Below are 24,816 nucleotides of genomic sequence, written 5' to 3' on the forward strand. Positions count from 1 at the left end.
TTTCAGAATACACTGCACTTTCTATATTAATGGGTTTTACACTGTTCGTAAAGACCTTTTTCTTTAATTACTTTAATTAAAGTTTCACCAATAACAGATGGTGTATCTGCAGTTTCAACACCAGCAGCGTTTAACGCTTTGATTTTTTCAGCTGCAGTACCTTTACCACCGGAAATAATGGCACCAGCATGGCCCATACGTTTTCCTTCAGGAGCTGTTTGTCCACCGATAAATCCAACAACAGGCTTCGTCATGTTTTCTTTGATCCACTCAGCCGCTTCTTCTTCAGCGGAACCACCAATTTCTCCAATCATAACGACTGCATATGTCTCAGGATCTTCATTGAACTCCTTGAGAACGTCGATGAAGTTCGTCCCGTTAACAGGGTCTCCACCGATTCCAACAGCTGTCGTTTGACCGATGCCCGCTTGGCTTAACTGATGTACAGCTTCATACGTCAATGTACCCGAACGAGAAACAACGCCTACATGACCTTTTGTATGAATGTATCCTGGCATAATACCAATTTTACATTCGTCAGATGTGATGACACCTGGACAGTTCGGCCCGACAAGACGTGTTTTCTTGCCTTCCATATAACGTTTAACTTTAACCATATCTAAAATCGGAATATGTTCTGTGATACAGATAGCCATATCAAGCTCAGCATCTACCGCTTCCATAATTGCATCTGCAGCGAATGGTGCTGGAACATAGATTACTGAAACGTTTGCGCCTGTTTCTTTTACAGCTTCCTCAACTGTATTGAAAACTGGAACGCCTTCTGCAGTTTCTCCGCCTCTTCCAGGTGTAACGCCAGCGACAATTTTCGTCCCATATTCTAGCATTTCTTTCGTATGGAAAAGCGCTGTAGAACCTGTAATTCCTTGTACGAGAACTTTTGTATCTTTATTAATATAAATACTCATGTTTGTCCCTGCCTTTCTTAGCCTACGAGTTCAACAATCTTTTGTGCACCGTCTGCCATTGAATCTGCAGCGATGATGTTAAGTCCTGATTCGTTCAATAAAGCTTTCCCTTTATCGACGTTTGTACCTTCTAAACGCACGACAAGCGGCACTTGCAAACCAACTTCTTTTGCTGCAGTGATTACGCCTTCTGCAATTACGTCACACTTCATAATTCCACCGAAAATGTTAACAAAGATTCCTTTAACAGCTTCATCTGAAAGAATGATTTTAAATGCTTCTGTAACTTTCTCTGCAGTCGCACCGCCCCCAACGTCAAGGAAGTTAGCGGGTGAGCCGCCGTAGTAGTTGATTGTATCCATCGTAGCCATCGCAAGACCTGCACCGTTAACCATGCAACCGATATTTCCGTCTAGGGAAATATAGCTTAAGTCATACTTTGAAGCTTCGATTTCTTTGGAATCTTCTTCATCAAAGTCACGTAGTTCTACGATATCTTTGTGACGGTATAATGCGCTTTCATCGAAGTTGAACTTCGCATCTAGTGCTAAGATATCGCCTTCTGCCGTCGTAACCAACGGGTTAATTTCTACTGTAGATGCATCTTTTTCAACGAATACTTTGTAAAGACCTAACATGAAGTTAGCTGCTTTGTTAACAAGTTTCTTTGGAATGTTCATGTTGAATGCCATACGACGTGCTTGGAATCCTGTCAAGCCGACAACTGGATCAATGATTTCTTTGAAAATCTTTTCAGGCGTCGCTTCAGCTACAGCTTCAATGTCTACGCCGCCTTCTTCAGACCCCATAAGCGTTACACGGTCTGTTGCGCTGTCAAGCACTAGGCCTATGTAATATTCTTTTTCAATATTGGAACCTTCTTCGATAAGAAGACGTTTAACTTCTTTACCTTCTGGACCCGTTTGTTCAGTTACAAGAATTTTGCCGAGTAGTTCTTTTGCGTATGCACGTACTTCGTCAAGGTTTTTTGCAATCTTGACACCGCCTGCTTTACCGCGGCCACCTGCATGTATTTGTGCTTTAACAACGTAAACTTCTGTGTTTAGTTGCTTTGCTGCTTTAACCGCTTCTTCCGGAGAAAACGCGACAATTCCGTTTGAAACAGCTACACCATAATCACGTAAAAGCTGCTTCCCTTGATATTCATGGATATTCATCTTACATCCTCCAATCAAACTTATAACTCTTTTAATTTACTGCCCTATCTATTGTAATAAAGATGTCAAACAATGTCCACATATGACGTTCAAAATGTGGAACTTGGATTTGTTTGTTTTTGCAGATATGACTTTGATTTCATCTACAAGTACCTAATTTTGTTATATACCGTCGATTTCCGTTGCGGGCGGACGCGTTCCTGCGGGCGAGCGCTAATCCCGCTGGAGTCGCCGCCCTCCACTCCAATCAACTGCAGATTCCATTTAAGTTATAGCGTCACGAATAAAACCCGCCATAATTCTCGGGTGATAATGGACTTCACTCTTTTATATAAGAATGCTAGTTTCATCGGCAATGATTGACTTAATCGGTTCGAATGTTTTTCGGTGGTGTTCGCACGGGCCGTGTTCGCGTATGGCGGATAAGTGCTCGGTAGTGCCGTATCCTGCATTTTTAGTAAAATTGTACATTGGAAAATCATTATGTATGGTGTCCATGATTGCATCTCGCGTTGTTTTCGCGAGTATTGATGCTGCGGCAACAGCTAGGCTTTTGGCATCAGCCTTAACTACGGATGCCGTTTGGCAATTTGTGTTAAGGGACATTGCATCCGCGATTACAAAATCCGGTTGAGGTGCAAGTTCGCCTACTGCCTTTTCCATTGATTCACGGGTGGCCGCATAGATGTTTAGCTTATCAATTTTATCGGCGGGTTGGATATGTATCGAATAAGCAAGTGCAACTTGTCGGATCTTCTTTGCGAGCTGTTCTCTTTTTTCTTTTGAAATTGCTTTCGAATCGTCTAGTCCAACCAGTTCAGGCGAGTCCACCGGTAAAATAACCGCTGCAGTGACTACAGGGCCCGCTAACGGCCCTCTTCCCGCTTCATCGACACCTGCGACGAGTGCTTCGGTAAACGGCGCATATGACCTGTCAAACGCTATTTTCTCTTGATGTTCCTGTAATTGAATTTCTTTCATTTCATAGTTGCGTTGCCAACGGGCAAGTGCTTTGTGCACACCAGCTCTTTGATCATTTTTAAGTTCCTCAATCCATTCTGCTGGTTCATGTTCGTTTTTTAGTTTCTCTTCAATCTCTTTTATCGTTAGCATGGATTTCTCCTACCGCCTTTACTTAATTCTCCAACTTGCATACTGAAAAAGAAAAGCCGAATGCCGCATGAATTTATGCGCTAGCATCGACTTTTAGTTTTCTCATTTATCTTCTACACTATCAAATGTCAGTTTACCTAGGAGTTCGTTTCGGATATCTTGCACAATAAATTCAGAAACTTTGTCGTAATCTACTTCGCCGCCGGTTGTGTAAACGTTGCGACGTGCGCCGATATGGTCAAACAATTTAATAATCTCATCTTGTTCTGTACCAACTGTTGAGATACCATATCTCTCCATAAGTCTGTTCGGATATTTTTGTTCCAAAAAACGAAGACCGTATAACGCTAAATCTTCCATATTCAGTAGTGTGTCTTTAATCGCGCCCGTAATTGCAAGTTTATAACCAGCTTCTTTATCTTCAAATTTAGGCCATAGAATACCTGGTGTATCCAATAATTCGAGTTCTTTGCCGTATTTAATCCACTGTTGCGCTTTCGTTACACCTGGTTTATTTCCTGTTTTTGCGACATTCTTTTTTGCCAATCGATTGATTAACGTGGATTTTCCCACGTTCGGAATTCCGACAATCATTGCCCGTATCGCACCTGGTCGAATCCCTCGTTTTCTCATGCGCTCAATTCTGGGTTCAAGAATCTCTTTTGCCGCTTTTGTCACTGCTTGTAAGCCTTGCCCCTGAAATGAATTAATGGCAACTGCAGGCGTTCCTTCATTTTTAAAATACTGAATCCATCTAGTCGTTTCGGAACTATCCGCCAAATCAGCTTTGTTGAGGATTAGCAACCTCGGCTTATGCTGGATAACCTCATCAATCATTGGATTTCTTGATGAAAGCGGTAAGCGTGCATCGACTAATTCGAAAACGATATCAACTAACTTTAATTGCTCTGTTACTTCTCTTCGGGCTTTTGCCATATGCCCAGGAAACCATTGTATTGTCATATCTTTAAACCCCTTCTATCATTCAACAAAACCGAAATCTTTTAATGGCCAAAATACTATTTTTGTACTGCCAATGATTTCGTCAATCGGAACGACACCGATATGTCGAGAATCCTTACTTTTTCTACGGTTATCGCCCAGAACAAATACATGATCTTTTGGTACAACCTCACTATTCAGTTTCCCTTCAAGCGTGAAATCTTCCGTTAATGGACTATCTGCAACTTCTTCTTTGTACCGATCTAAATAGGGTTCTTCCATAGGTTCACCGTTGATATATAGAATATCATCACGATATTCTACCGCATCTCCCGGTAACCCAATAATACGTTTAATATAGTCTTTTTGCTCGGGTGCATGGAATACCACAATATCAAATCGATCAGGCTTACCAATTGTATAGCCAATTTTATTGACAATCATTCGGTCTCCATCTTCTAAAGTCGGCATCATCGAAATGCCGTCCACGACGATTGGCGTGAAAAGGAACACGCGAATAAGTGCCGCTAACGCGAATGCAATTAATAACGCTTTGATCCATTCCCATGATTCATTTTTGGATTTTTTCTCTTTCATTCCACAAGCCTCCCGCATCTACTTTCTCTACTATACAGTCTATTCATATTTAGGGCAAAAAGAAAGGAGGCCACATTTTGGGCCTCCTGAATTTGTCTTATTTTTTGCGAATTTCTTTGATACGTGCAGCTTTACCGCGAAGACTACGTAGGTAGTATAATTTCGCACGACGCACTTTACCGCGACGAACAACATCGATTTTTTCGATTTTTGGTGTATGTACAGGGAATGTACGTTCAACACCAACACCATTAGAGATTTTACGAACTGTGAATGTTTCACTAATTCCGCCACCGCGACGCTTAATGACCACACCTTCGTATAACTGGATACGCTCGCGCGTTCCTTCAACGATTCTTACGTGCAAACGAACAGTGTCTCCCGCACGGAATTCTGGCAGATCAGTACGTAGCTGATCTTTAGTAATTTCTGCAATAAGGTTTTGCATGATTATTTTCTCTCCTTCTCCACAAATGCTCTTGCACTTCGTACCTTTGCAGCGGAACATCAGTCAGTATGTACTCCCCATAGAAGTACATAGTAGATAATATCACAAAGTAAGGTTACGTGCAACAGCTGTTTACTTTTTTTCTTTTTTTAGTTGATTTAATAATTTAATTTGATGCTCGGTTAAAGTTGCAGTTTCCAATAGATCTTTTCTTCGCTCAAATGTTCGAATCAATGACTGTTCTTCACGCCATTGATCTATCTTTGCATGATTGCCTGACAATAATACTTCTGGCACTTCTAAACCATTGAAGTTAGCGGGTCTAGTGTACTGCGGATGTTCTAATAATCCCGTTGAAAAGGAATCCAAGACCGGTGAATCTTCGTTACCAAGAACATTTGGTAATAGGCGTACGACACTATCTACTACCGCCATCGCCGCAATTTCTCCGCCAGTTAAGACGAAATCACCAAGTGATAATTCTTCCGTGACGAGATGTTCGCGAATTCGCTCATCATAACCTTCATAGTGACCGCAAATAAGAACGAGGTGTTCTTCTTCAGCGAGTTCTTCCGCTTTTTTCTGGGTGAAGCGTTCACCTTGCGGGCACATCAGAATTACCCGAGGCGTCGTATCTCCTCTGGAAGATACAGCTTTTACAGCAGCAAATAATGGTTCTGGCTTTAGTAACATTCCCGCACCGCCGCCATATGGATAATCATCCACTTTTTTATGCTTATTTTCGGAGTAATCTCGAAAATCGACAACATCAAAGTCTACCGCTTCGTTCTCTTGGGCTTTTTTCATGATTGATGAATGGAGCACACCTTCAAACATTTCTGGAAATAATGAAAGGATATCAATTCTCATGATAGCAACCCTTCGATTGGATCAATTATTATTTTTTTATTGTCGACATCGATTTCTTTTACGACATCATCAATATAAGGAATATATTGTAATTTACCTTTTTCAGGTTTTACCGTCCATACGTCATTTGCGCCGGTTTCCATAATTTCCGTCACCGTGCCAACTTCCGTTCCGTCCAGCGTTACGACAAGACAACCGATAATTTCATGGTAATAAAATACCCCATCTTCTAACTTCTCAAGTTTATCTTCGGACACTTTCAAAACGCCATCTCGGTATACTTCGACATCTTGTACATAGGGATGATTTTCAAATGTCAAAAGATCAAAACTTTTATGTTTCCGATGACTTGCGACAGTTAGGTTAATCGGTTTATCGCTTCCCGGCATAAAAAGACCGAGTTTACTCCCGATTGCATAGCGTTCATCTGGAAAATCCGTACTCGATATTACGCGGACTTCTCCAAGAATTCCATGGGTGTTAACGATTTTCCCTACATTATACCAATTCATTTGACACACCATCCTTAAAATAAAAGTTCAAAAAGGAGGAAGGAACATAAGCTCCTTCCTCCCTCCTATCAATCTACAATATCGACAAATACTCGCTTGCCGTGGTGACTACCCGCAGCTGAATAGACAATCGTGCGGATTGCTTTAGCAACGCGTCCTTGCTTTCCAATTACTTTGCCCATATCTTCGGCATTCACAGAAAGTTTATACGTAACTCGGCTTTCCTGTTCATCTTTCTTGACCCGAACATCTTCGGGAAAATCGACTAATGGTTTTACAATTGTTTCAATCAGCTGCTGCATGTAGACCCCTCCTTATTTACTGTGTTTAGCGTTATGGAATTTTTCCATGATGCCTTGGTCAGAAAACAGGTTGCGGACTGTGTCAGACGGTTGAGCACCGTTCTGTAGCCATTTGAGCGCTAGCTCTTCATCAATTTTTAATTCTGCCGGTTTTGTAAGCGGGTTGTAAGTTCCCACAGTCTCGATTTGACGACCATCACGTGGTGAACGTGAGTCCGCTACTACAATACGGTAGAAAGGAGTTTTCTTTGCTCCAATACGTTTAAGACGAATTTTAACTGCCATTTTTTTATTGCACCTCCGAATAGTTTCACACAAGATATTATATTAACAAGCTTTTGTTTGTTTGTAAAGGGTTTTCTCTTAACACCTTAAAATTTCTTTTTATATCGATCTTTTTACTTGAAAAAAGAATCAAATCCAGGCATTTTCATACGTTTTTTTCCTTTTTGTTGCATGTTGGTCATTTGTTTAACCATTTTCTTCATTTCTTCAAACTGCTTCAGCAGACGATTCACTTCTTGGATTGATGTTCCTGATCCCTTTGCAATACGTCTCCGTCTATTTGCGTTAATGATTTCCGGGGTAGTACGCTCTTTTGTTGTCATCGATTGAATGACAGCTTCAACGCGTCCCATTTGCCCTTCATCAACTTGAGCATTCTCTAAGCCTTTAATTTTACCCGCGCCCGGCATCATTTTCAGTAATTCATCAAGCGGACCCATTTTTTTCACCTGTTGCAATTGATCAAGAAAATCGTCGAGTGTAAAGGTTTGCGTTCGGAACTTTTCTTCTAGCTCTTTCGCCTTGTCTTCGTCAACGTTATCTTGCGCTTTTTCAATAAGTGACATAACATCGCCCATGCCGAGGATTCGTGAAGCCATTCGTTCAGGGTGAAATGCCTCAAGTGCATCCATTCGCTCCCCGACACCGATGAATTTGATTGGCTTGCCGGTCACTGAACGAATTGAAAGCGCAGCTCCCCCTCTTGTATCTCCGTCGAGTTTCGTTAAGACAACCCCTGTAATTCCTACGGTCTCATTAAAGTTTTGCGCAACGTTTACAGCATCTTGCCCCGTCATTGCGTCCACGACTAGGAATACTTCATCTGGAGATGATAATTCGTGGATGTCTGCCAGCTCTTGCATCAGTTTTTCATCAACGTGCAATCTACCAGCGGTATCGATGATGACAATATCATGATGCTCTTTTTTAGCTTCCTCGAGCGCTTGACGAACGATTTCTACAGGCGAGATATCTGTTCCACGCGAAAATACCGGAATTGTCAATTGTTTGCCTACTGTTTCAAGTTGCTCAATCGCTGCTGGGCGATAGACGTCTGCCGCAACGAGCAATGGCTTTCTATTATGTCTCTTTCGCAAAAGGGTTGCTAGTTTACCGGAAGTAGTGGTTTTACCAGCACCCTGCAACCCAACCATCATAATGACAGTCGGAGAATTTCTTGAAAACTTAATTGACTCCTGTTCGCCGCCCATTAAATTCGTCAATTCATCTTTAACAATTTTCACAACTTGTTGGCCAGGCGTTAAACTTTTCATAACATCTGAACCAACAGCTTTTTCACTTACTGTTTTCACAAATTCACGAACGACTTTTAAGTTAACATCCGCTTCGATAAGCGCGAAACGAACTTCTCGCATCATTTCTTTAACGTCTGCTTCGTTAACCTTCCCTTTGCCCCTAATCTTTTGGAGCGTCCCTTGCAGCCGATCAGCTAATCCTTCAAATGCCATGCTTGACGCACCTCCTACATATAATCTTTTAATGTATCTAATAGTTTTCGGATTTCATCGGATTGAACTGTCGAATCCGTCAATAACTTTTCCATATCGCCAATAATCTCTAATCGTTGTTGAAACTTCGAAAACAGGTTCAACTTCAATTCATAGTCTTCGAGCATCATTTCGGAGCGGCGGACATTGTCATAAACAGCTTGACGTGAAATCCCGTATTCCTCCGCGATTTCTCCTAAAGAAAGATCTTCCAAATAATATAAGTCCATATACGTTCTTTGTTTATCAGTTAATAATGACTGATAAAAATCGAAGAGGAAGTTAATGCGTGTTGTTTTAATTAGCGTCATTCGTCAAACCTCCCCAATTCACTTTGTCCAAATTTAGCATAGTATGAAGCGATGTCTCCGTCAAGTAATTTTACTTGTCTGCTTCAAATTGTTTATCTAATTCATTGGCAAATAAACCGTACACATATTTCTCCGGATCAAACGGTTGCAAGTCGTCCACGCCCTCACCGAGACCAACAAACTTCACCGGGATGTTCAATTTCTTTCTAATCGCTAAAACAATCCCGCCTTTAGCAGTTCCGTCAAGCTTTGTTAGCACAATCCCAGTTACATTCGTCGCTTCTTGGAATGTTTCCGCCTGAACAAGTGCATTTTGACCAGTCGTCGCATCCAGTGCCAGTAGCACTTCATGCGGCGCACCTTCAACTTCATTGCTAATGACACGACGCACTTTTTGCAATTCATTCATCAAGTTTACCTTATTTTGAAGTCTACCTGCAGTATCGCAAATTAGGACATCCACTTTTCGGTTTTTGGCGGCATGAATCGCATCATACATTACCGCTGCGGGGTCGGAACCTTCTGATTGCCGAATCACTTCGACACCTGCACGTTCTCCCCAAACGACTAGCTGATCAATTGCACCTGCCCTAAACGTATCTCCGGCCGCAAGCATGACTGTCTTTCCTTCCGCCATCAACCGCGCGGCCAACTTTCCAATCGTAGTCGTTTTTCCAACACCGTTAACGCCAACCATTAGAATTACAGAAAGTTCATCTACTTGAATGTTTAAATCGCTATTCGTTTCTTCGCCGCTCTCATATATTTCAACGAGTTTTTCGGAAATAACCGTTTGAATGCCTTCGGTACTTTTAATATTTTTCCTTTGAACCTCAAGCTTCAATTCATCAATTAGCTCCATGACAGTTTCAAAGCCTACGTCGGCTTGTAAAAGCAAATCTTCTAGTTCCTCAAAGAACTCCTCATCCACTTCTCTGAAACGTGCCACCAAATCATTTACTTTAGATGTAAATTGGTTCCGTGTTTTCGTTAAACCATCCCTAAACTTCTCAGTTACCGCTTCATTTGTTCCTGTAATCTTTTCTTTCATCCGTTTAAAAAAAGACATTTTTACCCCTCCATACTTTTACATAATTGCTTCCTCGGGTATTTCAGATAGCTTGACAGAAATTAGTTTTGATACACCGGATTCCTGCATGGTAATCCCATACAGCACATCTGCCCCTTCCATAGTTCCCTTTCGATGGGTGATGACTATGAACTGGGTCTTATCCGAAAACTTCTTCAAGTATTTACTATACCGTATAACGTTCGCTTCATCGAGGGCAGCCTCGACTTCATCTAAAATACAAAACGGCACGGGCCGGACTTCAATGATTGCAAACAATAAGGAGATTGCCGTCAATGCACGTTCTCCACCAGATAATAAACTAAGATTTTGCAGTTTTTTTCCGGGCGGACGTGCGACAATATCAACACCAGTTTCCAATAAATTATTTGGGTCTGTTAATATTAAATCCGCATTGCCTCCCCCGAACATTTCCTTGAAGACGTGTCGGAATCGATTTTGGACTGCATCAAAGGTAGATGAAAAGCGCGAAGTCATTTCTTCATCCATTTCGGACATAGCGACTTGTAGCGTTTGTTTCGCTTCAAGTAGATCATTTCGTTGCACCGTTAAAAACTCATGTCGCTCAGAAACTTCCTTGTATTCATCAATCGCAGCCGGATTGACAGGTCCAATATCCGCCAGTTCTGATTTAAGTCGAATTAGTTTTTCTCGAGTTGCTTGTTCATCAAATTCGATAATCGAAGAAAAGTCTGGTCGAAGGCCGTATTCATTTAGTAATCTTCCGGTAATTGCATCGTATTTAACTTCTAACCGTGATAATTCGATTGTGACATTATTATGTTTGATGTTCATCTTCTCTACATTCAATCTTAAGTCACGTAAGACTGCTTCTTTTTCTATGATGCTTGCGGATTGCTTCAATCTTTTCTCTCTATATTTTACAATCGCAGTTTCAACCGCTTCTATTTCGGCTATCGACTGTTCAATTTGTGCCGAAATTTCTTCGGCGGTTAAATTTTCCTCACCGTCTATGCCATTGATATAATCCAGTTCTTTCGAAATTGACGTCATTTTTTGTTGTGCTGCACCTATTGCAAGGTCCATATCGGCGATTGCCGCTTTTTCATAGGTCATCTGTTCACGGAGCACAGCCGCACGCTCACGCAACTCAGTTAACCTGGATGTCAGCGAAGCTTCTTCATTTCGACGATTCGCAGCTAGACGCTCAAGCGTTTCGATTTCATTTTTTATGGTTTCTAATTTCTTTCGTAATTGCTGGTGATTTTCTTCTAATGCTATTTTTCTATTCGCTAGTTCGGATCCTGTCGTTTCTGCACCGCGTCTTCCCATTTCAACAGAAGCTCTTTCAATATCAAGTGCATTTATCGCAATGTCCGTTTCACGAATACTTGATTGGGCAGCAGCTATGTCCAATTGTAACTTTTCATTGGATTTCCGGGATTGTTCTGTTTTTTGCATGAACTCCGCGACCTTCATTTTTGAATCACCAATTGAAACTTCTGCCATTCCTATCGATGACGCCATTTTGGTGAGCTGACTTTGTAATGTTTCGAGTTCAGCTTTTCTAGAGAAGACCGTCGCTCGACCCTTTGTACCTCCACCAGTTAGTGACCCACCCGCATTTACGATGTCTCCACTAAGTGTGACGACGCGGAATCGATAATTTACGGCTTTGGCAATTTCAGATGCACCTGTAAGCGTTTTGGAAACAAGCACGTTCCCCAAAAGGTTTTCCGTTATGATTTTATATGGCCCTTGTACATTTACAAGCTCGTCCGCCGTACTTATAAATTCAGGATGTTGCTCAATAGACCTAAAAGCAGAAGCCTGAACTTTTCTTGATTTCATGACATCAAGCGGAAGAAATGTTGCCCTCCCCGCATTGCGAGATTTTAAATAACCGATTGCTTTTCTGGCATCCGCCTCGGAAGTAGTAACAATATGTTGCATCGCTCCACCAAGTGCAGTTTCAACCGCGTTGATATAATCAGTTTCAACGTTAATCAATTCAGCGACCGCACCGTTTATACCACTTAAATTCCCGGATTTACGAGCGACTAGTACTTCTTTAACGCCTGAATAAAACCCAGAAAAATCAGCTTCCATACTTTGTAATGCACGCATTCTTCCCTGCATTTCATATTGCTTATTATAAGCTTGTTGAAGAAGTTGCTCTTTTTTGCTTAAATCGACCTCATTTTCACGAAGTTTATTTGTATTGTTAATCAGAGTAGCACTTACTTGTTTCATTTCTTTATTTAAATTAGCAAGCGCACGTTCTTTTTCAATTTTTTCAGCAGTTAATTCTTTAAGTCGTCTATTCAACGACTTAGTCTGTTCATTTATTTTTTCAGATGAATATTTTTCACCAACTAGTCTTTCTTCGATATGTTTCAATTCATTACGAAGGGTAGCTTCTTCATTCAAGCGATCAATATATGTCGATTTCAGTTCTTCGATTTCATTTTCTGTTTCAACGACTGAACGCTTTAGAATTTGAGCTATTTCATTCATCTCGTTTGATGTTGTTTTATATTCATCCGTTAAGGTACTTAACTTGGATTTGGATTGTTCTAGTTTTGCCTGTAGGCGAGATTCTTCTTCACGTGTTGACACAAGATCCGTTTGCAGTCTATCAATCTGGACTGTGGCATTTCGTTCTTTTTCAACGGAAAGTAGACGACGGCCTTCCCACTTCTCCGCCTCCGAGCTAACATCCACGAGCTTTCTTTGTAATGTTTCTAACTCACGATCGACGGTTGCCAGTTGTTCTTTCAATCGACTAGTATTTTCTTCTGCGTTTACTGTAGCGTTTTTGAGCTGCAGTTGTTCAACTTCAAACTTCTTAGCTTCCTCTAACTTTGCTTCAATTTCAACACGGAGCTTCCCTGCATCATAATTTAATAATAAACTATCCGCCTCGCGGGTATCTTCAGAAAGCGTCGCGTGCTTTTCAGCCGCTTCCGCACGTTCTTTCAGTGGTTCAATCCGAATCTCGAGTTCCTTCAAGATGTCAAGCACACGGTCAAGGTTATCGGATGTTTCGAAGAGCTTATGTTCAGCTTTACGCTTTCGATTTCGATATTTCAAAACGCCTGCTGCTTCATCAAAAATGCTACGACGATCTTCAGGCCGGCTATTTAATATCTCATCTACCCGACCTTGTGAGATAATGGAAAAAGCTTCTTTTCCAAGCCCTGAATCCATAAAGACATTATTAATATCCAGTAGTCTACATTGTTGCCCATTCAACAAATATGTACTTTCTCCCGAACGAAAAACCCGTCGACTGACACTGATTTCAGTGTAATCCAACGGAAAAAGACCCTTACTATTATCTAAAACAAGGGTTACTTCGGCAAAGTTAAGCGGCTTCCGCGAATCACTTCCTGCGAAAATAACATCTTCCATTTTCGCACCGCGTAACGATTTTGCAGATTGCTCGCCAAGGACCCATCGAATCGCATCTGTAATATTACTTTTCCCGCTCCCATTCGGACCGACAACTGCTGTCACTCCAGGAACAAAGTCGATGCCAATCCGCTCGGCAAATGATTTAAAACCTATTATTTCGAGTCTTTTTAGAAACATTTAAATCTCCCCTTCAACCTGCTCACTCTTAAGTTTACCAATCGCATGTCGGGCAGCTTCTTGTTCCGCCTCTTTTTTAGATCTCCCGTTACCTGTTCCAAGCTCTGTGTCACTGAGCCTAACGACCGTAATAAATGTTTTTGCGTGTGCCGGCCCTTTTTCTTCAATCACTTCATATTGAAGTTGTCCATTATTCGACTGTTGAATGATTTCCTGTAGTCGACTTTTGTAATCCATCACATGCGAAAAAGCACCGTCACTGATTTGCGGAATAACGACTGTTTCCAGAAATTTAGTTACTGCATCCATACCCTGATCGATATATAGCGCGCCGATGAATGCTTCAAAAACATCTGCAAGAAGAGCTGGACGCATTCTTCCCCCGGTTTGTTCTTCACCCTTACCGAGTAAGACATACTGACCGAACTCTAACTCATTTGCAAACTTGACGAGTGCCGGTTCGCAAACAATTGCAGCTCTGAGTTTGGTTAATTCACCTTCGCTCATTCCTGGCTCTGTTGAATATAGATATTGCGATACGCCGAGTTCAAGGACGGCATCGCCTAAAAATTCAAGTCGTTCGTTATCCATGAAATTCTTTCTTCGATGCTCATTCACATAGGATGAATGGGTAAAAGCGTTGTATAAAAGGGAAGGATTTTCAAAAGTAATTGAAAGCCTTTGTTGTAGATCCTCAAATTTATTTCGAATAACTAGAGGAAGTTGCGTTTTTTTATTTTTTTCCGTGTTTCGTTTACCTGTCATAAGAACGATTCTACCTTTCAAAACATGATACCTTTAATTTTACCTTGTTCACTGCATAAGTGCAAAGGGCAAAAGAAGAAGATGACGTTTAGTTGAGTGGAAAAGTGAAACATAAAAAAAATTACCAAGAGAAACAAGCAATGCGCATTGCCAGTGAGCCGGAGCAATTGCTAAATCGCAAAAAGAGACGCACGCTATCCTTTCTAATGATTGGATAGATACGTCTCTAATATTTTGGTATGAAATCGAATTAGATTTCATTCCCTTGCAATAAATTAAAATGGTTTCATCTTAAATTAGTTAACTTTTGCTTCGATATATGTGACTGCGTCACCGACTGTGCCGATTTTTTCTGCGTCATCGTCGGAAATTTCCATATCGAATTCATCTTCTAATTCCATTACGAGCTCAACTACATCTAAAGAGTCTGCACCGAGGTCATCACGGAAGGATGCTTCAATTTTAACTTCACTTTCATCGACGCCAAGGCGGTCGACGATTACTTTCGTTACACGTTCTACTACTGTTGCCAAATCTGTCACCTCCCCTCGATGATTATACTGATTTTCGAACTTTATTCAAGACTACATGACCATTCCGCCGTCAACGTGGATTGTTTGCCCCGTAATATAAGCTGCGTCATCTGACAGTAAAAATAATACTGTTTTTGCCACGTTTTCAGGGCTACCCAGTTTACCAAGCGGGATGTTTGCAAGCATCTGTTTTTGAACATCTTCACTCAACGTCTCTGTCATATCTGTTGTTATGAATCCAGGTGCAACTGCATTTACATTAATGTTTCTGGTAGCAAGTTCTTTCGCTGTTGTTTTTGTCAAGCCGATCACACCAGCTTTCGCAGCTACATAATTGGCTTGTCCTGGATTTCCGGAAACGCCGACGATTGATGCTACGTTAACAATTTTCCCCGCGCGCTGTCTCATCATCTGACGAGTCACACCTTTTGTACAGAGGAAAACACCTTTTAAATTAATACTTATGACATCGTCCCACTCGTCTTCTTTCATACGCATTAATAAATTGTCTCTTGTAATACCTGCGTTGTTAACAAGTATATCAATCGAGCCGAATGTTGCAATCGTCTCATCAATCATATTTTTAACGCTTTCCGAATTTGACACATCTGCTTGAATGGCAAATGCTTCCCCGCCTGCATTTTTGATTATCTCAACAACTTCATCTGCTTTATCTTTACTGCCGCTATAGTTGACAACAACTCTTGCGCCTTCATTCGCTAGATTTAGTGCAATTTCACGTCCAATTCCACGCGATGCACCTGTAACGATTGCTGCTTTTCCTTCAAATCTACTCATTTTGACCATCCTTTCGAAGCCTCAATGACGGCTTCTAACGATTCTTCATCATAAACCGGCAAGACTGTAGCGGAACGATCAATTTTCTTGATTAATCCGCTAAGTACTTTACCTGGACCGCATTCAATAAAATGTGTCACGCCGTTATCTAGCATTGTACGAACTGAATCTTCCCAAAGTACAGGCGAATACAATTGTTCAACGAGAAGTCCTTTTATTTCTTCACTTTTTTCAACAATCGATGCGTTCACATTTGCAATCAATGGAATATCTGCATCTCTCATTACTATTTCACCAAGCGTATCATTTAGCTTTTGCGCTGCTGGTTTCATAAGGGAAGAGTGGAATGGTCCACTGACATCAAGTGGAATAGCCCTTCTTGCACCCGCTTCTTTTAATTCGACACAAGCTTTTTCAACGCCTGCTTTTGTCCCTGAAATAACAATTTGACCGGGGCAATTCAAATTTGCAGGTTGGACTGCGTCGCCGTTTGCAGTAATAGAATCAGTTACTTTTGTTACAGCTTCGCCGTCCAAACCAAGAATTGCAGCCATCGATCCGACGCCTGCCGGAACTGCTTCATTCATGTAAAGTCCGCGTTTATGTACAGCCGAAACGCCATCTTCAAATGACAATACCCCAGACGCGACAAGCGCTGTATATTCGCCCAAGCTATGACCAGCCGTATAATCCGGTGTAATTCCTTCCTCAACTAGTCTTGAAGCTATCATTGATCCAACAGTAAGTAGTGCAGGTTGCGCGTTGTACGTCACTGTTAACTCTTCCCCGGGACCTTCTAAAATCAGGTTGCTTAACGAGAATCCGAGTACTTCATTTGCTCTTTCAAAATAATGTCCACTTTTTTCAGCAAGTTCTTGTCCCATCCCGACAGATTGAGATCCTTGTCCTGGAAAAACAAATGCAATTTTCGTCATTCTTTCTGCCCCTCTCCAATCGTTTTACGGATTGTTCCGCTCACATCGTATTCAACCATTGTTCGCGCTTGTCGAATTGCATTATATATTGCATTTGCATTCGATGAACCGTGAGCTTTGATTACCGGTGCATTAAGCCCGAATAATCCCGCCCCGCCGTATTCCGAGTAATCCATTTTCTTTTTTAATCCGCCAAGTTCACTTTTTACAAGTGCTGCGGAAACTTTTGTTTTTAATGAAGATGTGTATACATCTTTCAACATCGTGAAAAAGCCAAGTGCAGTTCCTTCAATTGTTTTTAATACCATATTCCCCGTAAATCCATCCGTAACAACGACATCTGCAGCCCCCATTAATAAATCACGGGCCTCTACGTTACCGATAAAGTTAATCGGTGCAGCTTTCAAAACGTCGTATGCAGCTTTTGTCAGTTCATTTCCTTTTCCTTCTTCAGTTCCAATATTTAATAAACCGATTCGCGGATTAGAAATGCCGCGTACTTTTTCAGCATAAATACTTCCCATCACTGCGTATTGGCCAAGATGGGAGGGTTTAGCATCCGAGTTAGCACCTAAATCGAGCATAACAAATCCTTGACCGTCAACTGTTGGAAGTGTCGGTGCAAGTGCAGGTCTTTCAATGCCTTCGATTCGTCCAACGATAAAAAGTCCTGCCGCCATAAGCGCGCCCGTATTCCCAGCGGAAACACCTGCTTGAGCAGATCCGTCTTTAACCGCTCCTGCCATGCGAACCATTGAAGCATCTTTTTTACGTCGGATTGCTCGAACGGGCTCATCATCTGGTTCGATGACTTCTGTACAATGAATAACTGTTAATCGATTATGTTCTGTTAAGTATGGGGCAATTGCTTTTTCATCCCCGAAAATATGTATATGTATATCGTCAAAAGCTTCGACACTTTTTAATGCGCCTTTTATTATTTCTTCAGGTGCATTGTCGCCGCCCATTCCGTCTAAAGCGATAATCATAATAATTCCTCCTGTTTCCGCTCCGTCGTCCGGTACATATAAAATTGGCCTGTAAACACGACCACATCACCGACTTTGGAAACTACCTCAACAAGTGTTCGTTTTTCCATATTGCTCTCTTCTTTAACATCAGCACGTGCGATGACTCTGTCGCCGGCTTTCACTGGCTTTAGAAATTCGATTGTTGACTTGACCGTTAAAGCAAGATCTTCGTCCATAACCGCGACAGCCAATGAATTTGCTTGGGCAAATAAGTGATGTCCACGTGCAATTCCACTTCGTTGGAAGACGTGGTCTATTGTAACATCAAAAATAGACAATGCCCGTTTATCAAGTTCAATATCGATAATGTCACCGATTATTTCGTCGGAACTGAGTGATTTGACTTCTCCTGTCATCGACTGCGAAGCGACCCTTTTCAATCGTTTTCGCAGTTCCGGTATTCCGCATTCAAGTCTGTCCAATCGAATTGTTTGAACGCTTACGTCATAACGTTTTGACAGTTCTTCATCTGTCAAAAACGGATCTTGTTCTACCAACTTTTTGAGAAGTAATTGCCTCTCTTTTTTAGGCATTCGCAATCGTTTCACCTTCCGAATTAGCACTTGGTACTAACATCAGTATATAAAGATAGAAATTAGAATGCAAGCAAGAAATGTGGAAGTGACCGTTTAGATGCGACAGGCATAAGACAAGCTGACGGCGTGGAGTCTTTATCCACAGAGTCAGATTGACTTATGACCCGAGCATCTGGTCACTGGAACTGGACAGCAAGAAATGTGGAAGTGACCGTTTAGATGCGACAGGCGAAAAAACACTAGTGAGCTACAATCAGCTCATCTAGTGTTTTCATCTCTACGATAACTAATTCATCAATCAATTCGTTCATTCCCTAAGGCGCCTGATTCCTCAAGTTGCTTACGCAAAAGCACGTATTCTGGCGCTTGCCAAAATTCATCAGAGGCTAGAAACTTTTCCGCGTCTTTCCTGGCTGTGTCGAGTGCTCTGAAATCATGAACAAGATCCGCCATTTTGAATTCTGGCATACCGCTTTGTTTCCTACCAAAAAAGTCGCCGGCGCCTCTTAGCTCCAAGTCCTTTTCCGCTAAAACAAAACCATCATTTGTTTCCGTCATCGACTGCATTCTTTCCTTGCCTTCTTCTGTTTTCGGATCTGCTAATAGGACGCAGTATGACTGCGCTGCTCCTCTTCCAACCCGCCCTCTTAATTGGTGAAGTTGGGAAAGGCCGAAGCGCCCTGCGTCGTATATTAACATGAAAGAAGCGTTTGGAACGTTAACGCCGACTTCCACAACCGTTGTGGATACCAGTACATCTATTTCCCCTTCACTGAACTGACGCATAACGTTTTCTTTATCATCCGAATGGAGTCGACCATGCATAAGTCCTACTGTGAACCGCCCTCGAAAATGGGTCGATAATTGCTCATAAACGTCAACCGCGTTTTGAACGTCTAGCTTATCGGATTCTTCAATAAGCGGACAAATAACATATGCTTGTCTACCCGCTTGTAGTTCTGCTTGCATCTTATTTAATATCGGGTGTAGGGATTCTTCTTTCATCCAATGCGTTTCGATTTCTTTACGGCCTGCCGGCAATTCATCTAATACTGATACATCCATTTCTCCGAACACTGTAATCGCGAGCGTCCTTGGTATTGGGGTTGCTGTCATGAATAGAACATCTGGATTAATACCTTTTTCGCGGAGTACACGCCTTTGTTCTACGCCAAAACGATGTTGCTCATCTGTTATGACAAGACCTAAGTTTTTAAAAATAACATCTGGTTGAATAAGTGCATGCGTTCCGATTAGTAAATCGACGTCGCCTACTGCTAATCGTTCAAGCAAGTTTTCCCTTGCCTTTCCTTTTGTTGAACCTGAAAGAAATGCAACAGTTACGCCGAATGGTTCTAGCCATTCAGCGAGAGATGCCGCATGTTGTTCAGCAAGTATTTCCGTCGGTGCCATTAGGGCCCCTTGGAATCCTGCTGTAATGGCTGCATAAAGTGCAATTGCAGCTACAACCGTTTTCCCTGAACCAACATCTCCCTGCAGGAGTCGATTCATCCGTGCATCGCTTTTCAATTCGGCACATAATTCGTTGACGACACGTTTTTGCGCCCCGGTTAATTCATACGGTAGCGAAGCGATCAGCGCTTTTACTTTGCTAAGATCATAGTCGATAATGACACCTTTATCCGACTCTTTCCGAATCTTTTTCATGCCTTGCATTTTTAACTGGAACAGTAAAAGCTCTTCGTAAACAAATCGTCTTCTAGCGTGTTTCATATGCGCCGGACTTTTAGGAAAATGGATCATTTCTAAAGCTTGCTCCAGCGTCGGTAACTTATAAGCTTCCAGAATGTCAGCAGGCAGTGGATCTTTATGAAGTCCTGCGACGCTATCTAATGCGCTTCGCATAAAGCGACGAAAAGTTTTCTGATGCATGACGCCTTTTAAACTATAAACAGGTTCAAAATTTGCTTGTTCCGACTTTGGACCGGATGTAAAGTTTGATACATTGATTGATTGTCTACCGCGGTCCCATTTCCCGGTTACGGTAACAATCGTTCCCGGTTCGAGTCGATCTTTTAAATAATGCTGATTGAAAAAGACCGCCTTCACAAGATGCTTGCCGGCGAGAAGACGGACTTGAAGACGGGATCGTTTATTCCCAAGAAATAGAACGGCGGGTTCACTTTCGACTCTGCCTTCGATGGTGACACGCTCATTATGCGGTGTTTCAGATAAATCTTTTAGTGTAAAATCATCATGACGATACGGGAACGTCAGTAATAAATCGGAAATAGTAATAATCTTCAACGACTCAAGCTGTTCTCCAGCTTTCTTTCCGATTCCTTTTACGGTAGTTACTAAATCATTAAGTGACGGAGCTACTTCCAACTGTTTGCTCTCCAAATATTTTTGCTTGCAATGCTTTTCCCGTAGGTGTTGCCGCTAATCCGCCTCTTGCCGTTTCCCGTAAAGCTGAGGGCATTGATTGACCGATTCGGTGCATCGCTTCGATTACTTCGTCCGTAGGAATTCGACTGACTACGCCCGCCAACGCCATGTCTGCACCGACTAATGCTTTAGCCGCTCCCATTGCGTTTCGTTTTACACAAGGCACTTCAACTAGACCTGCCACTGGATCACAGACAAGTCCAAGCATATTCTTCATGACTATCGAGAAAGCCTCAGCGCTTTGCTGTGGGGTTCCGCCCGCCATTTCAACAATCGCTGCTGCAGCCATTGATCCGGCCGATCCCGTTTCTGCTTGACACCCGCCCGCTGCACCTGATATCGAGGCATTATTCGCAACGACAAATCCAAATGCACCTGAAGTAAATAAGTAATTGATCATTTGTTCACGCGTTGGATTCAATTTATTTTTCACTGCAAATAAAGTACCCGGAACGATACCCGCCGCACCAGCTGTCGGTGTTGCACAAATCATTCCCATCGCCGCGTTTACTTCATTTGTTGCGACTGCTTTACTCACCGCGTCTAATATGACATCCCCGGAAAGTGATTTTCCGGACTCCATATACTTCTGAATAAGTACAGCATCGCCACCCGTCAGACCTGATGTCGAACGAACCCCCTGCAATCCTTTTTCGACTGCTTCTTCCATAACCTTTAAATTATTATCCATTTGTTCAATAATATCTTCACGCGTTCTTTTCGTGATTAATATTTCCTGCTCAATCATTATTTCTGATATCGGTTTATTTTGTGATTCCGCAAGTGCGACAAGTTCTTTTACTGAGCTAAATAATACATCCATTTTTTCGTCCCCCTTAATCGGCAATCGTTGAAATTTGTGTAATATGTGGTAAAACTTTTATTTCATTAATAAGTTCGTCATCGATTAACTGATCGACTTCGATAACCATTAAGGCCATTTGACCTTTTTCCTTACGACCGACTTCCATATGCGCAATGTTCACGCCTTTTGTAGCCAGTGCATTGGAAACGTTTGCAATGACTCCGGCTGTATCTTCATGAACGACGAGCAGTGCAGGATAATTACCAGATAGTCTTAGTGGAAATCCATTCAGTTCAACAACTTCCATTTTACCGCCACCAATGGAAATCCCCGTCAATTCCATAACACTTTTATCATCCCCAATGACAATTTTGGCTGTATTCGGATGCGGCATTTCTTCTTCCTCCGCGATAAATTCAAATGTTAAACCAACTTTTTCTGCTTCATCAAATGAAGTTTTTATACGTTCATCGAAAGTATCGTAGTCTAGTAATCCCCCAATAATCGCAACATCTGAACTATGCCCTTTATATGTTTCTGCAAAAGACCCATAAAGGTGAATACGAGCCCATTTTGGTTGGCGTCCAAAAAGCGTCCGTGCTACACGTCCTATCTTTGCAGCTCCTGCTGTATGTGAAGATGAAGGTCCAATCATTACTGGACCGATTATTTCAAATACTGATCTGAATTTCATCTTAATTTCCCCCTCAATCTATCCTGATGCCTATTTTACATGAAAAACTTGAATAGAACAAAAAACAGTGTTGCTAATTCATAAGCAACACTGTTTCCAACTACTATTCGACTGAAATAATATAAGGATAAAGTGGTTGATTCCCTTTATAAAGTTCAGCTTCCACATGATCAAAGTTATCTTCAATATAACTTTCAATAAGTGAAGCGGCATCTTCTGTTACTTCTTCTCCGTAAAGGACCGTAACGATTTCAGCATCATCGTCTACAACTTTTGATAACAATTCTTTTGTTACGCCTTCAATTGATGCATGCGTTGCTACGATTTTACCGTCTGCAATCCCCATATATTCGCCTTTCTTTATCGTCAGGCCATCAATTGTTGTATCTCTAACCGCATGTGTGACTTGTGCGGTTTTCACATGAGCCGCTGCTTCCGTCATCGCAGCTGCATTTACACTAACTTCTGCTTCCGGATTAAAGGCAAGAATCGCAGATAATCCTTCTGGAACTGTTTTCGTCGGTACAACCGCCGCCTCAATTCCTATGAGTTCCGCCGCTTGTTCTGCAGCCATGATAATGTTTTTATTGTTCGGTAATATTAAAACACGCTCAGCGCCGACACCTTCTATCGCTTTCACGATATCTTCTGTAGATGGATTCATAGTTTGTCCACCCTCGATAACTGCCGAAGCACCCACGCTTTTCAGTAATTCAGCAATTCCAGAACCCATCGCAACCGTTACAATTGCATAAGGATGTTTAATGGTTTCGGATTGTTTGACATTATGTACCTGATGATCTGCCCCAACAAGGTTAATATGTTGTTCACGCATATTCTCAATTTTAATATCGATTAACGAACCATATTTTTGACTAAATGAAAGTACATCGCCCGGTTCTTCTGAATGAATATGAACTTTCGCAACGTCGTCATCAGAAATAACTAGAAGCGAATCTCCGAATTGGCTTAATTCTTGTCGATAATTAGATTCATCATAAGGATTATTCAATAGCTTTTCATCTTCAAATTTCACCATGAACTCCGTGCAATAACCAAAGATAATATCTTCAGTATTCATAAATCCTTGAAGGCTAAGATGATGCTTCTCATCTATCAATTCTTTCATCGCTTGATCATCAGTTCTTTCTGGAAGTCCTTCTCCTTTTAGAGATGCCAAAAAGCCCTCGTAGACATAGACGAGTCCCTGCCCTCCGCTATCCACAACACCAACTTCTTTTAATACTGCAAGTAAATCAGGTGTGCGCTCAAGTGAAGCTTTCGATTCGCGAACAACCGCTTCCATTACTTCAATGAAATCATCTGTTGTTTTTGAAACTTCCACGCCAACATTTGCAGCATCTTTTGCAACTGTTAATATTGTACCTTCCACTGGTTTCATAACTGCTTTATACGCTGTTTCAACGCCATATTGTAACGCAGATGCAAATTTTTCGCCGTCAAGAAAAGCTTCATTTTCAATCGCTTTTCCAAAACCACGGAATAATTGAGATAAAATAACACCGGAATTTCCGCGCGCTCCCATAAGCAATCCTTTTGAAAGTGCTCCTGCCGTTTCACCAATATGCGGAACAGCATTTGCAGCGACTTCATTTGCTCCCGACGTCATTGACAAATTCATGTTAGTTCCTGTATCACCATCAGGAACGGGAAACACGTTTAACGAATCCACATAGTCGGCATTTAGATAAAGATGATGAGCACCCAACTTTATCATTTCCGCAAATTTTAAACCATCTATTGACTTCATTGAAATAATTTCCTCCTTCTACAGGTTCGTTACGCGAACTCCCTGGACAAATATATTAACCGATTTTACGGATAATCCCACTGTTTTCTTTAAAGTGTATTTGACTTTTGATTGTACCTGATAGGCGACTTCCGAAATTTTTGTTCCGTAACCAATGATTACGTGCATATCAATATGTGTTTCCTCACCGATATTTCTTACAATGACACCGCGCGCAAAGTTTTCTTTTCGCAGAATTTCAGTTAAACCATCGCGGATTTGATGCTTAGAAGCCATACCTACAATACCATAGCACTCTATAGCAGATTCACCAACGACCCTTGCAATAACGTCATTCGTTATATCGATCTTGCCATACTCGTTTAATACTTCGATTGACATAGTGTGTCCCTCCGTATCATTGTTTTACTCACCCTATTGTACTATACTCCACATAATAATAAAAGAAAGCATTTTCTTTTCAAATTGCGTGTAAAGCTATTCCGCTTGAAAGTTGCATCAAAAAAGGTTGCAATGAAGACTTATCTGTGATAAATTTAGTTGTATGCGAATTTAAGAAATGCATCGCTTAATCTTCATTTACGAGGAGGTACAAATATGTCTAAACAATGCGTAATCACTGGCCGTAAAGCCCGCACAGGAAATACACGTTCTCACGCACTCAACTCAACCAGACGTACATGGGGAGCGAACCTTCAAAAAGTCCGTATTCTCGTTGACGGAAAACCTAAAAGAGTTTGGGTTTCTGCAAGAGCATTAAAATCTGGTAAAGTTCAAAGAGTTTAATTTTGTAGAACAAAAGCGGAAGGCGCCCGTCGAGCCCCGACAGGCATAAGTAATTCAGCGACGTGGCGATTTTTGCCGGGGAAGAATGCAGTTCAATTCTTCATAGCTGAAAT

General features: G+C 41.6%; 26 protein-coding genes. 1 reads left to right on the forward strand and 25 read right to left on the reverse strand.

Annotated elements, in window-relative coordinates; translation table 11 throughout:
* Positions 1–26: 26 nt before the first annotated feature.
* The 25 genes from sucD to J4G36_RS07680 form a co-directional block, all read right to left on the reverse strand.
* Positions 27–929 (reverse strand): succinate--CoA ligase subunit alpha, encoded by a 903-nt coding sequence (gene sucD / locus J4G36_RS07560; RefSeq protein WP_210469419.1) that lies wholly within the window; start codon positions 927–929, stop codon positions 27–29.
* A gap of 17 nt (positions 930–946) precedes the next feature.
* Entirely contained in the window at positions 947–2,107 is a 1,161-nt protein-coding gene (gene sucC, locus J4G36_RS07565; RefSeq protein WP_210469420.1) for an ADP-forming succinate--CoA ligase subunit beta, read from the reverse strand.
* A gap of 327 nt (positions 2,108–2,434) precedes the next feature.
* The gene (locus tag J4G36_RS07570; RefSeq protein WP_210469421.1) at positions 2,435–3,220 is read right to left on the reverse strand and encodes a ribonuclease HII; all 786 of its coding nucleotides are present in this window, start codon (positions 3,218–3,220) and stop codon (positions 2,435–2,437) included.
* 102 nt (positions 3,221–3,322) lie between these two features.
* Positions 3,323–4,183 carry a ribosome biogenesis GTPase YlqF gene (gene ylqF, locus J4G36_RS07575; protein WP_210469422.1) on the reverse strand — a complete coding sequence of 287 codons (861 nt, stop codon included), beginning with the start codon at positions 4,181–4,183 and terminating at the stop codon, positions 3,323–3,325.
* 18 nt (positions 4,184–4,201) lie between these two features.
* Positions 4,202–4,759, reverse strand: a complete 558-nt coding sequence (gene lepB, locus J4G36_RS07580; protein WP_210469423.1) for a signal peptidase I — start codon at positions 4,757–4,759, stop codon at positions 4,202–4,204.
* 97 nt (positions 4,760–4,856) lie between these two features.
* Positions 4,857–5,207, reverse strand: coding sequence for a 50S ribosomal protein L19 (rplS, locus tag J4G36_RS07585; RefSeq protein WP_210469424.1), 351 nt, complete (start codon positions 5,205–5,207; stop codon positions 4,857–4,859).
* Positions 5,208–5,339: 132 nt separating this feature from the next.
* Positions 5,340–6,077, reverse strand: a complete 738-nt coding sequence (trmD, locus tag J4G36_RS07590; RefSeq protein ID WP_210469425.1) for a tRNA (guanosine(37)-N1)-methyltransferase TrmD — start codon at positions 6,075–6,077, stop codon at positions 5,340–5,342.
* Positions 6,074–6,589 carry a ribosome maturation factor RimM gene (gene rimM / locus J4G36_RS07595; protein ID WP_210469426.1) on the reverse strand — a complete coding sequence of 172 codons (516 nt, stop codon included), beginning with the start codon at positions 6,587–6,589 and terminating at the stop codon, positions 6,074–6,076. The genes trmD and rimM overlap by 4 nt, the downstream gene beginning before the upstream one ends.
* Before the next feature lie 68 nt (positions 6,590–6,657).
* Complete coding sequence (locus J4G36_RS07600) at positions 6,658–6,891, reverse strand: KH domain-containing protein (RefSeq protein WP_210469427.1); 234 nt, start codon at positions 6,889–6,891, stop codon at positions 6,658–6,660.
* Between the two features lie 12 nt (positions 6,892–6,903).
* Positions 6,904–7,176 carry a 30S ribosomal protein S16 gene (gene rpsP / locus J4G36_RS07605; protein WP_172369713.1) on the reverse strand — a complete coding sequence of 91 codons (273 nt, stop codon included), beginning with the start codon at positions 7,174–7,176 and terminating at the stop codon, positions 6,904–6,906.
* A 113-nt stretch (positions 7,177–7,289) separates the two neighbouring features.
* A complete protein-coding gene (ffh, locus tag J4G36_RS07610) occupies positions 7,290–8,645 on the reverse strand; it encodes a signal recognition particle protein (protein WP_210469428.1) in 1,356 nt (451 codons plus the stop codon).
* A gap of 14 nt (positions 8,646–8,659) precedes the next feature.
* A complete protein-coding gene (locus tag J4G36_RS07615) occupies positions 8,660–8,995 on the reverse strand; it encodes a putative DNA-binding protein (protein ID WP_210469429.1) in 336 nt (111 codons plus the stop codon).
* 70 nt (positions 8,996–9,065) lie between these two features.
* Positions 9,066–10,064 carry a signal recognition particle-docking protein FtsY gene (gene ftsY, locus J4G36_RS07620; protein WP_210469430.1) on the reverse strand — a complete coding sequence of 333 codons (999 nt, stop codon included), beginning with the start codon at positions 10,062–10,064 and terminating at the stop codon, positions 9,066–9,068.
* An 18-nt stretch (positions 10,065–10,082) separates the two neighbouring features.
* Complete coding sequence (gene smc, locus J4G36_RS07625) at positions 10,083–13,640, reverse strand: chromosome segregation protein SMC (protein WP_210469431.1); 3,558 nt, start codon at positions 13,638–13,640, stop codon at positions 10,083–10,085.
* Positions 13,641–14,405 (reverse strand): ribonuclease III, encoded by a 765-nt coding sequence (gene rnc / locus J4G36_RS07630; protein ID WP_210469432.1) that lies wholly within the window; start codon positions 14,403–14,405, stop codon positions 13,641–13,643.
* Positions 14,406–14,701: 296 nt separating this feature from the next.
* A complete protein-coding gene (locus J4G36_RS07635) occupies positions 14,702–14,938 on the reverse strand; it encodes an acyl carrier protein (RefSeq protein ID WP_210469433.1) in 237 nt (78 codons plus the stop codon).
* Between the two features lie 51 nt (positions 14,939–14,989).
* Positions 14,990–15,736, reverse strand: a complete 747-nt coding sequence (fabG, locus tag J4G36_RS07640) for a 3-oxoacyl-[acyl-carrier-protein] reductase (RefSeq protein ID WP_210469434.1) — start codon at positions 15,734–15,736, stop codon at positions 14,990–14,992.
* Complete coding sequence (gene fabD, locus J4G36_RS07645; protein WP_210469435.1) at positions 15,733–16,671, reverse strand: ACP S-malonyltransferase; 939 nt, start codon at positions 16,669–16,671, stop codon at positions 15,733–15,735. Before fabD ends, fabG begins: the two co-directional genes overlap by 4 nt.
* Complete coding sequence (plsX, locus tag J4G36_RS07650; RefSeq protein ID WP_210469436.1) at positions 16,668–17,660, reverse strand: phosphate acyltransferase PlsX; 993 nt, start codon at positions 17,658–17,660, stop codon at positions 16,668–16,670. Before plsX ends, fabD begins: the two co-directional genes overlap by 4 nt.
* The gene (gene fapR, locus J4G36_RS07655; RefSeq protein ID WP_210469437.1) at positions 17,657–18,241 is read right to left on the reverse strand and encodes a transcription factor FapR; all 585 of its coding nucleotides are present in this window, start codon (positions 18,239–18,241) and stop codon (positions 17,657–17,659) included. Before fapR ends, plsX begins: the two co-directional genes overlap by 4 nt.
* A gap of 291 nt (positions 18,242–18,532) precedes the next feature.
* A complete protein-coding gene (gene recG / locus J4G36_RS07660) occupies positions 18,533–20,587 on the reverse strand; it encodes an ATP-dependent DNA helicase RecG (protein ID WP_210469438.1) in 2,055 nt (684 codons plus the stop codon).
* Positions 20,565–21,470, reverse strand: coding sequence for an L-serine ammonia-lyase, iron-sulfur-dependent, subunit alpha (sdaAA, locus tag J4G36_RS07665; RefSeq protein ID WP_210469439.1), 906 nt, complete (start codon positions 21,468–21,470; stop codon positions 20,565–20,567). The genes recG and sdaAA overlap by 23 nt, the downstream gene beginning before the upstream one ends.
* Positions 21,471–21,483: 13 nt before the next feature.
* Positions 21,484–22,146: an L-serine ammonia-lyase, iron-sulfur-dependent subunit beta gene (gene sdaAB / locus J4G36_RS07670; RefSeq protein WP_210469440.1), complete on the reverse strand. Its 663-nt coding sequence runs from the start codon at positions 22,144–22,146 to the stop codon at positions 21,484–21,486.
* A 103-nt stretch (positions 22,147–22,249) separates the two neighbouring features.
* On the reverse strand, positions 22,250–23,917 hold the full coding sequence (locus tag J4G36_RS07675; RefSeq protein ID WP_210469441.1) for a DAK2 domain-containing protein: 1,668 nt from the start codon (positions 23,915–23,917) through the stop codon (positions 22,250–22,252).
* Positions 23,918–23,935: 18 nt separating this feature from the next.
* Complete coding sequence (locus J4G36_RS07680) at positions 23,936–24,298, reverse strand: Asp23/Gls24 family envelope stress response protein (protein ID WP_210469442.1); 363 nt, start codon at positions 24,296–24,298, stop codon at positions 23,936–23,938.
* Positions 24,299–24,514: 216 nt separating this feature from the next.
* Between J4G36_RS07680 and rpmB the strand changes: the two genes are divergently transcribed.
* Positions 24,515–24,703 carry a 50S ribosomal protein L28 gene (rpmB, locus tag J4G36_RS07685; protein WP_210469443.1) on the forward strand — a complete coding sequence of 63 codons (189 nt, stop codon included), beginning with the start codon at positions 24,515–24,517 and terminating at the stop codon, positions 24,701–24,703.
* Positions 24,704–24,816 lie beyond the last annotated feature (113 nt).

This window comes from Sporosarcina sp. 6E9 (genome assembly GCF_017921835.1).
Lineage (GTDB): Bacteria > Bacillota > Bacilli > Bacillales_A > Planococcaceae > Sporosarcina.

Bases quoted from the DNA above. Each gene is read 5' to 3' on its own strand.
- J4G36_RS07675 (WP_210469441.1), bottom strand. From the start codon at position 23,917: ATGAAGTCAATAGATGGTTTAAAATTTGCGGAAATGATAAAGTTGGGT.
- J4G36_RS07570 (WP_210469421.1), bottom strand. From the start codon at position 3,220: ATGCTAACGATAAAAGAGATTGAAGAGAAACTAAAAAACGAACATGAA.
- sdaAA (WP_210469439.1), bottom strand. From the start codon at position 21,470: ATGGATGTATTATTTAGCTCAGTAAAAGAACTTGTCGCACTTGCGGAA.
- sdaAB (WP_210469440.1), bottom strand. From the start codon at position 22,146: ATGAAATTCAGATCAGTATTTGAAATAATCGGTCCAGTAATGATTGGA.
- rpmB (WP_210469443.1), top strand. From the start codon at position 24,515: ATGTCTAAACAATGCGTAATCACTGGCCGTAAAGCCCGCACAGGAAAT.
- rplS (WP_210469424.1), bottom strand. From the start codon at position 5,207: ATGCAAAACCTTATTGCAGAAATTACTAAAGATCAGCTACGTACTGAT.
- lepB (WP_210469423.1), bottom strand. From the start codon at position 4,759: ATGAAAGAGAAAAAATCCAAAAATGAATCATGGGAATGGATCAAAGCG.
- ylqF (WP_210469422.1), bottom strand. From the start codon at position 4,183: ATGACAATACAATGGTTTCCTGGGCATATGGCAAAAGCCCGAAGAGAA.
- J4G36_RS07680 (WP_210469442.1), bottom strand. From the start codon at position 24,298: ATGTCAATCGAAGTATTAAACGAGTATGGCAAGATCGATATAACGAAT.
- fabD (WP_210469435.1), bottom strand. From the start codon at position 16,671: ATGACGAAAATTGCATTTGTTTTTCCAGGACAAGGATCTCAATCTGTC.
- sucC (WP_210469420.1), bottom strand. From the start codon at position 2,107: ATGAATATCCATGAATATCAAGGGAAGCAGCTTTTACGTGATTATGGT.
- rnc (WP_210469432.1), bottom strand. From the start codon at position 14,405: ATGACAGGTAAACGAAACACGGAAAAAAATAAAAAAACGCAACTTCCT.
- ffh (WP_210469428.1), bottom strand. From the start codon at position 8,645: ATGGCATTTGAAGGATTAGCTGATCGGCTGCAAGGGACGCTCCAAAAG.
- J4G36_RS07615 (WP_210469429.1), bottom strand. From the start codon at position 8,995: ATGACGCTAATTAAAACAACACGCATTAACTTCCTCTTCGATTTTTAT.
- rpsP (WP_172369713.1), bottom strand. From the start codon at position 7,176: ATGGCAGTTAAAATTCGTCTTAAACGTATTGGAGCAAAGAAAACTCCT.
- trmD (WP_210469425.1), bottom strand. From the start codon at position 6,077: ATGAGAATTGATATCCTTTCATTATTTCCAGAAATGTTTGAAGGTGTG.
- J4G36_RS07600 (WP_210469427.1), bottom strand. From the start codon at position 6,891: ATGCAGCAGCTGATTGAAACAATTGTAAAACCATTAGTCGATTTTCCC.
- ftsY (WP_210469430.1), bottom strand. From the start codon at position 10,064: ATGTCTTTTTTTAAACGGATGAAAGAAAAGATTACAGGAACAAATGAA.
- rimM (WP_210469426.1), bottom strand. From the start codon at position 6,589: ATGAATTGGTATAATGTAGGGAAAATCGTTAACACCCATGGAATTCTT.
- fabG (WP_210469434.1), bottom strand. From the start codon at position 15,736: ATGAGTAGATTTGAAGGAAAAGCAGCAATCGTTACAGGTGCATCGCGT.
- smc (WP_210469431.1), bottom strand. From the start codon at position 13,640: ATGTTTCTAAAAAGACTCGAAATAATAGGTTTTAAATCATTTGCCGAG.
- sucD (WP_210469419.1), bottom strand. From the start codon at position 929: ATGAGTATTTATATTAATAAAGATACAAAAGTTCTCGTACAAGGAATT.
- plsX (WP_210469436.1), bottom strand. From the start codon at position 17,660: ATGATTATCGCTTTAGACGGAATGGGCGGCGACAATGCACCTGAAGAA.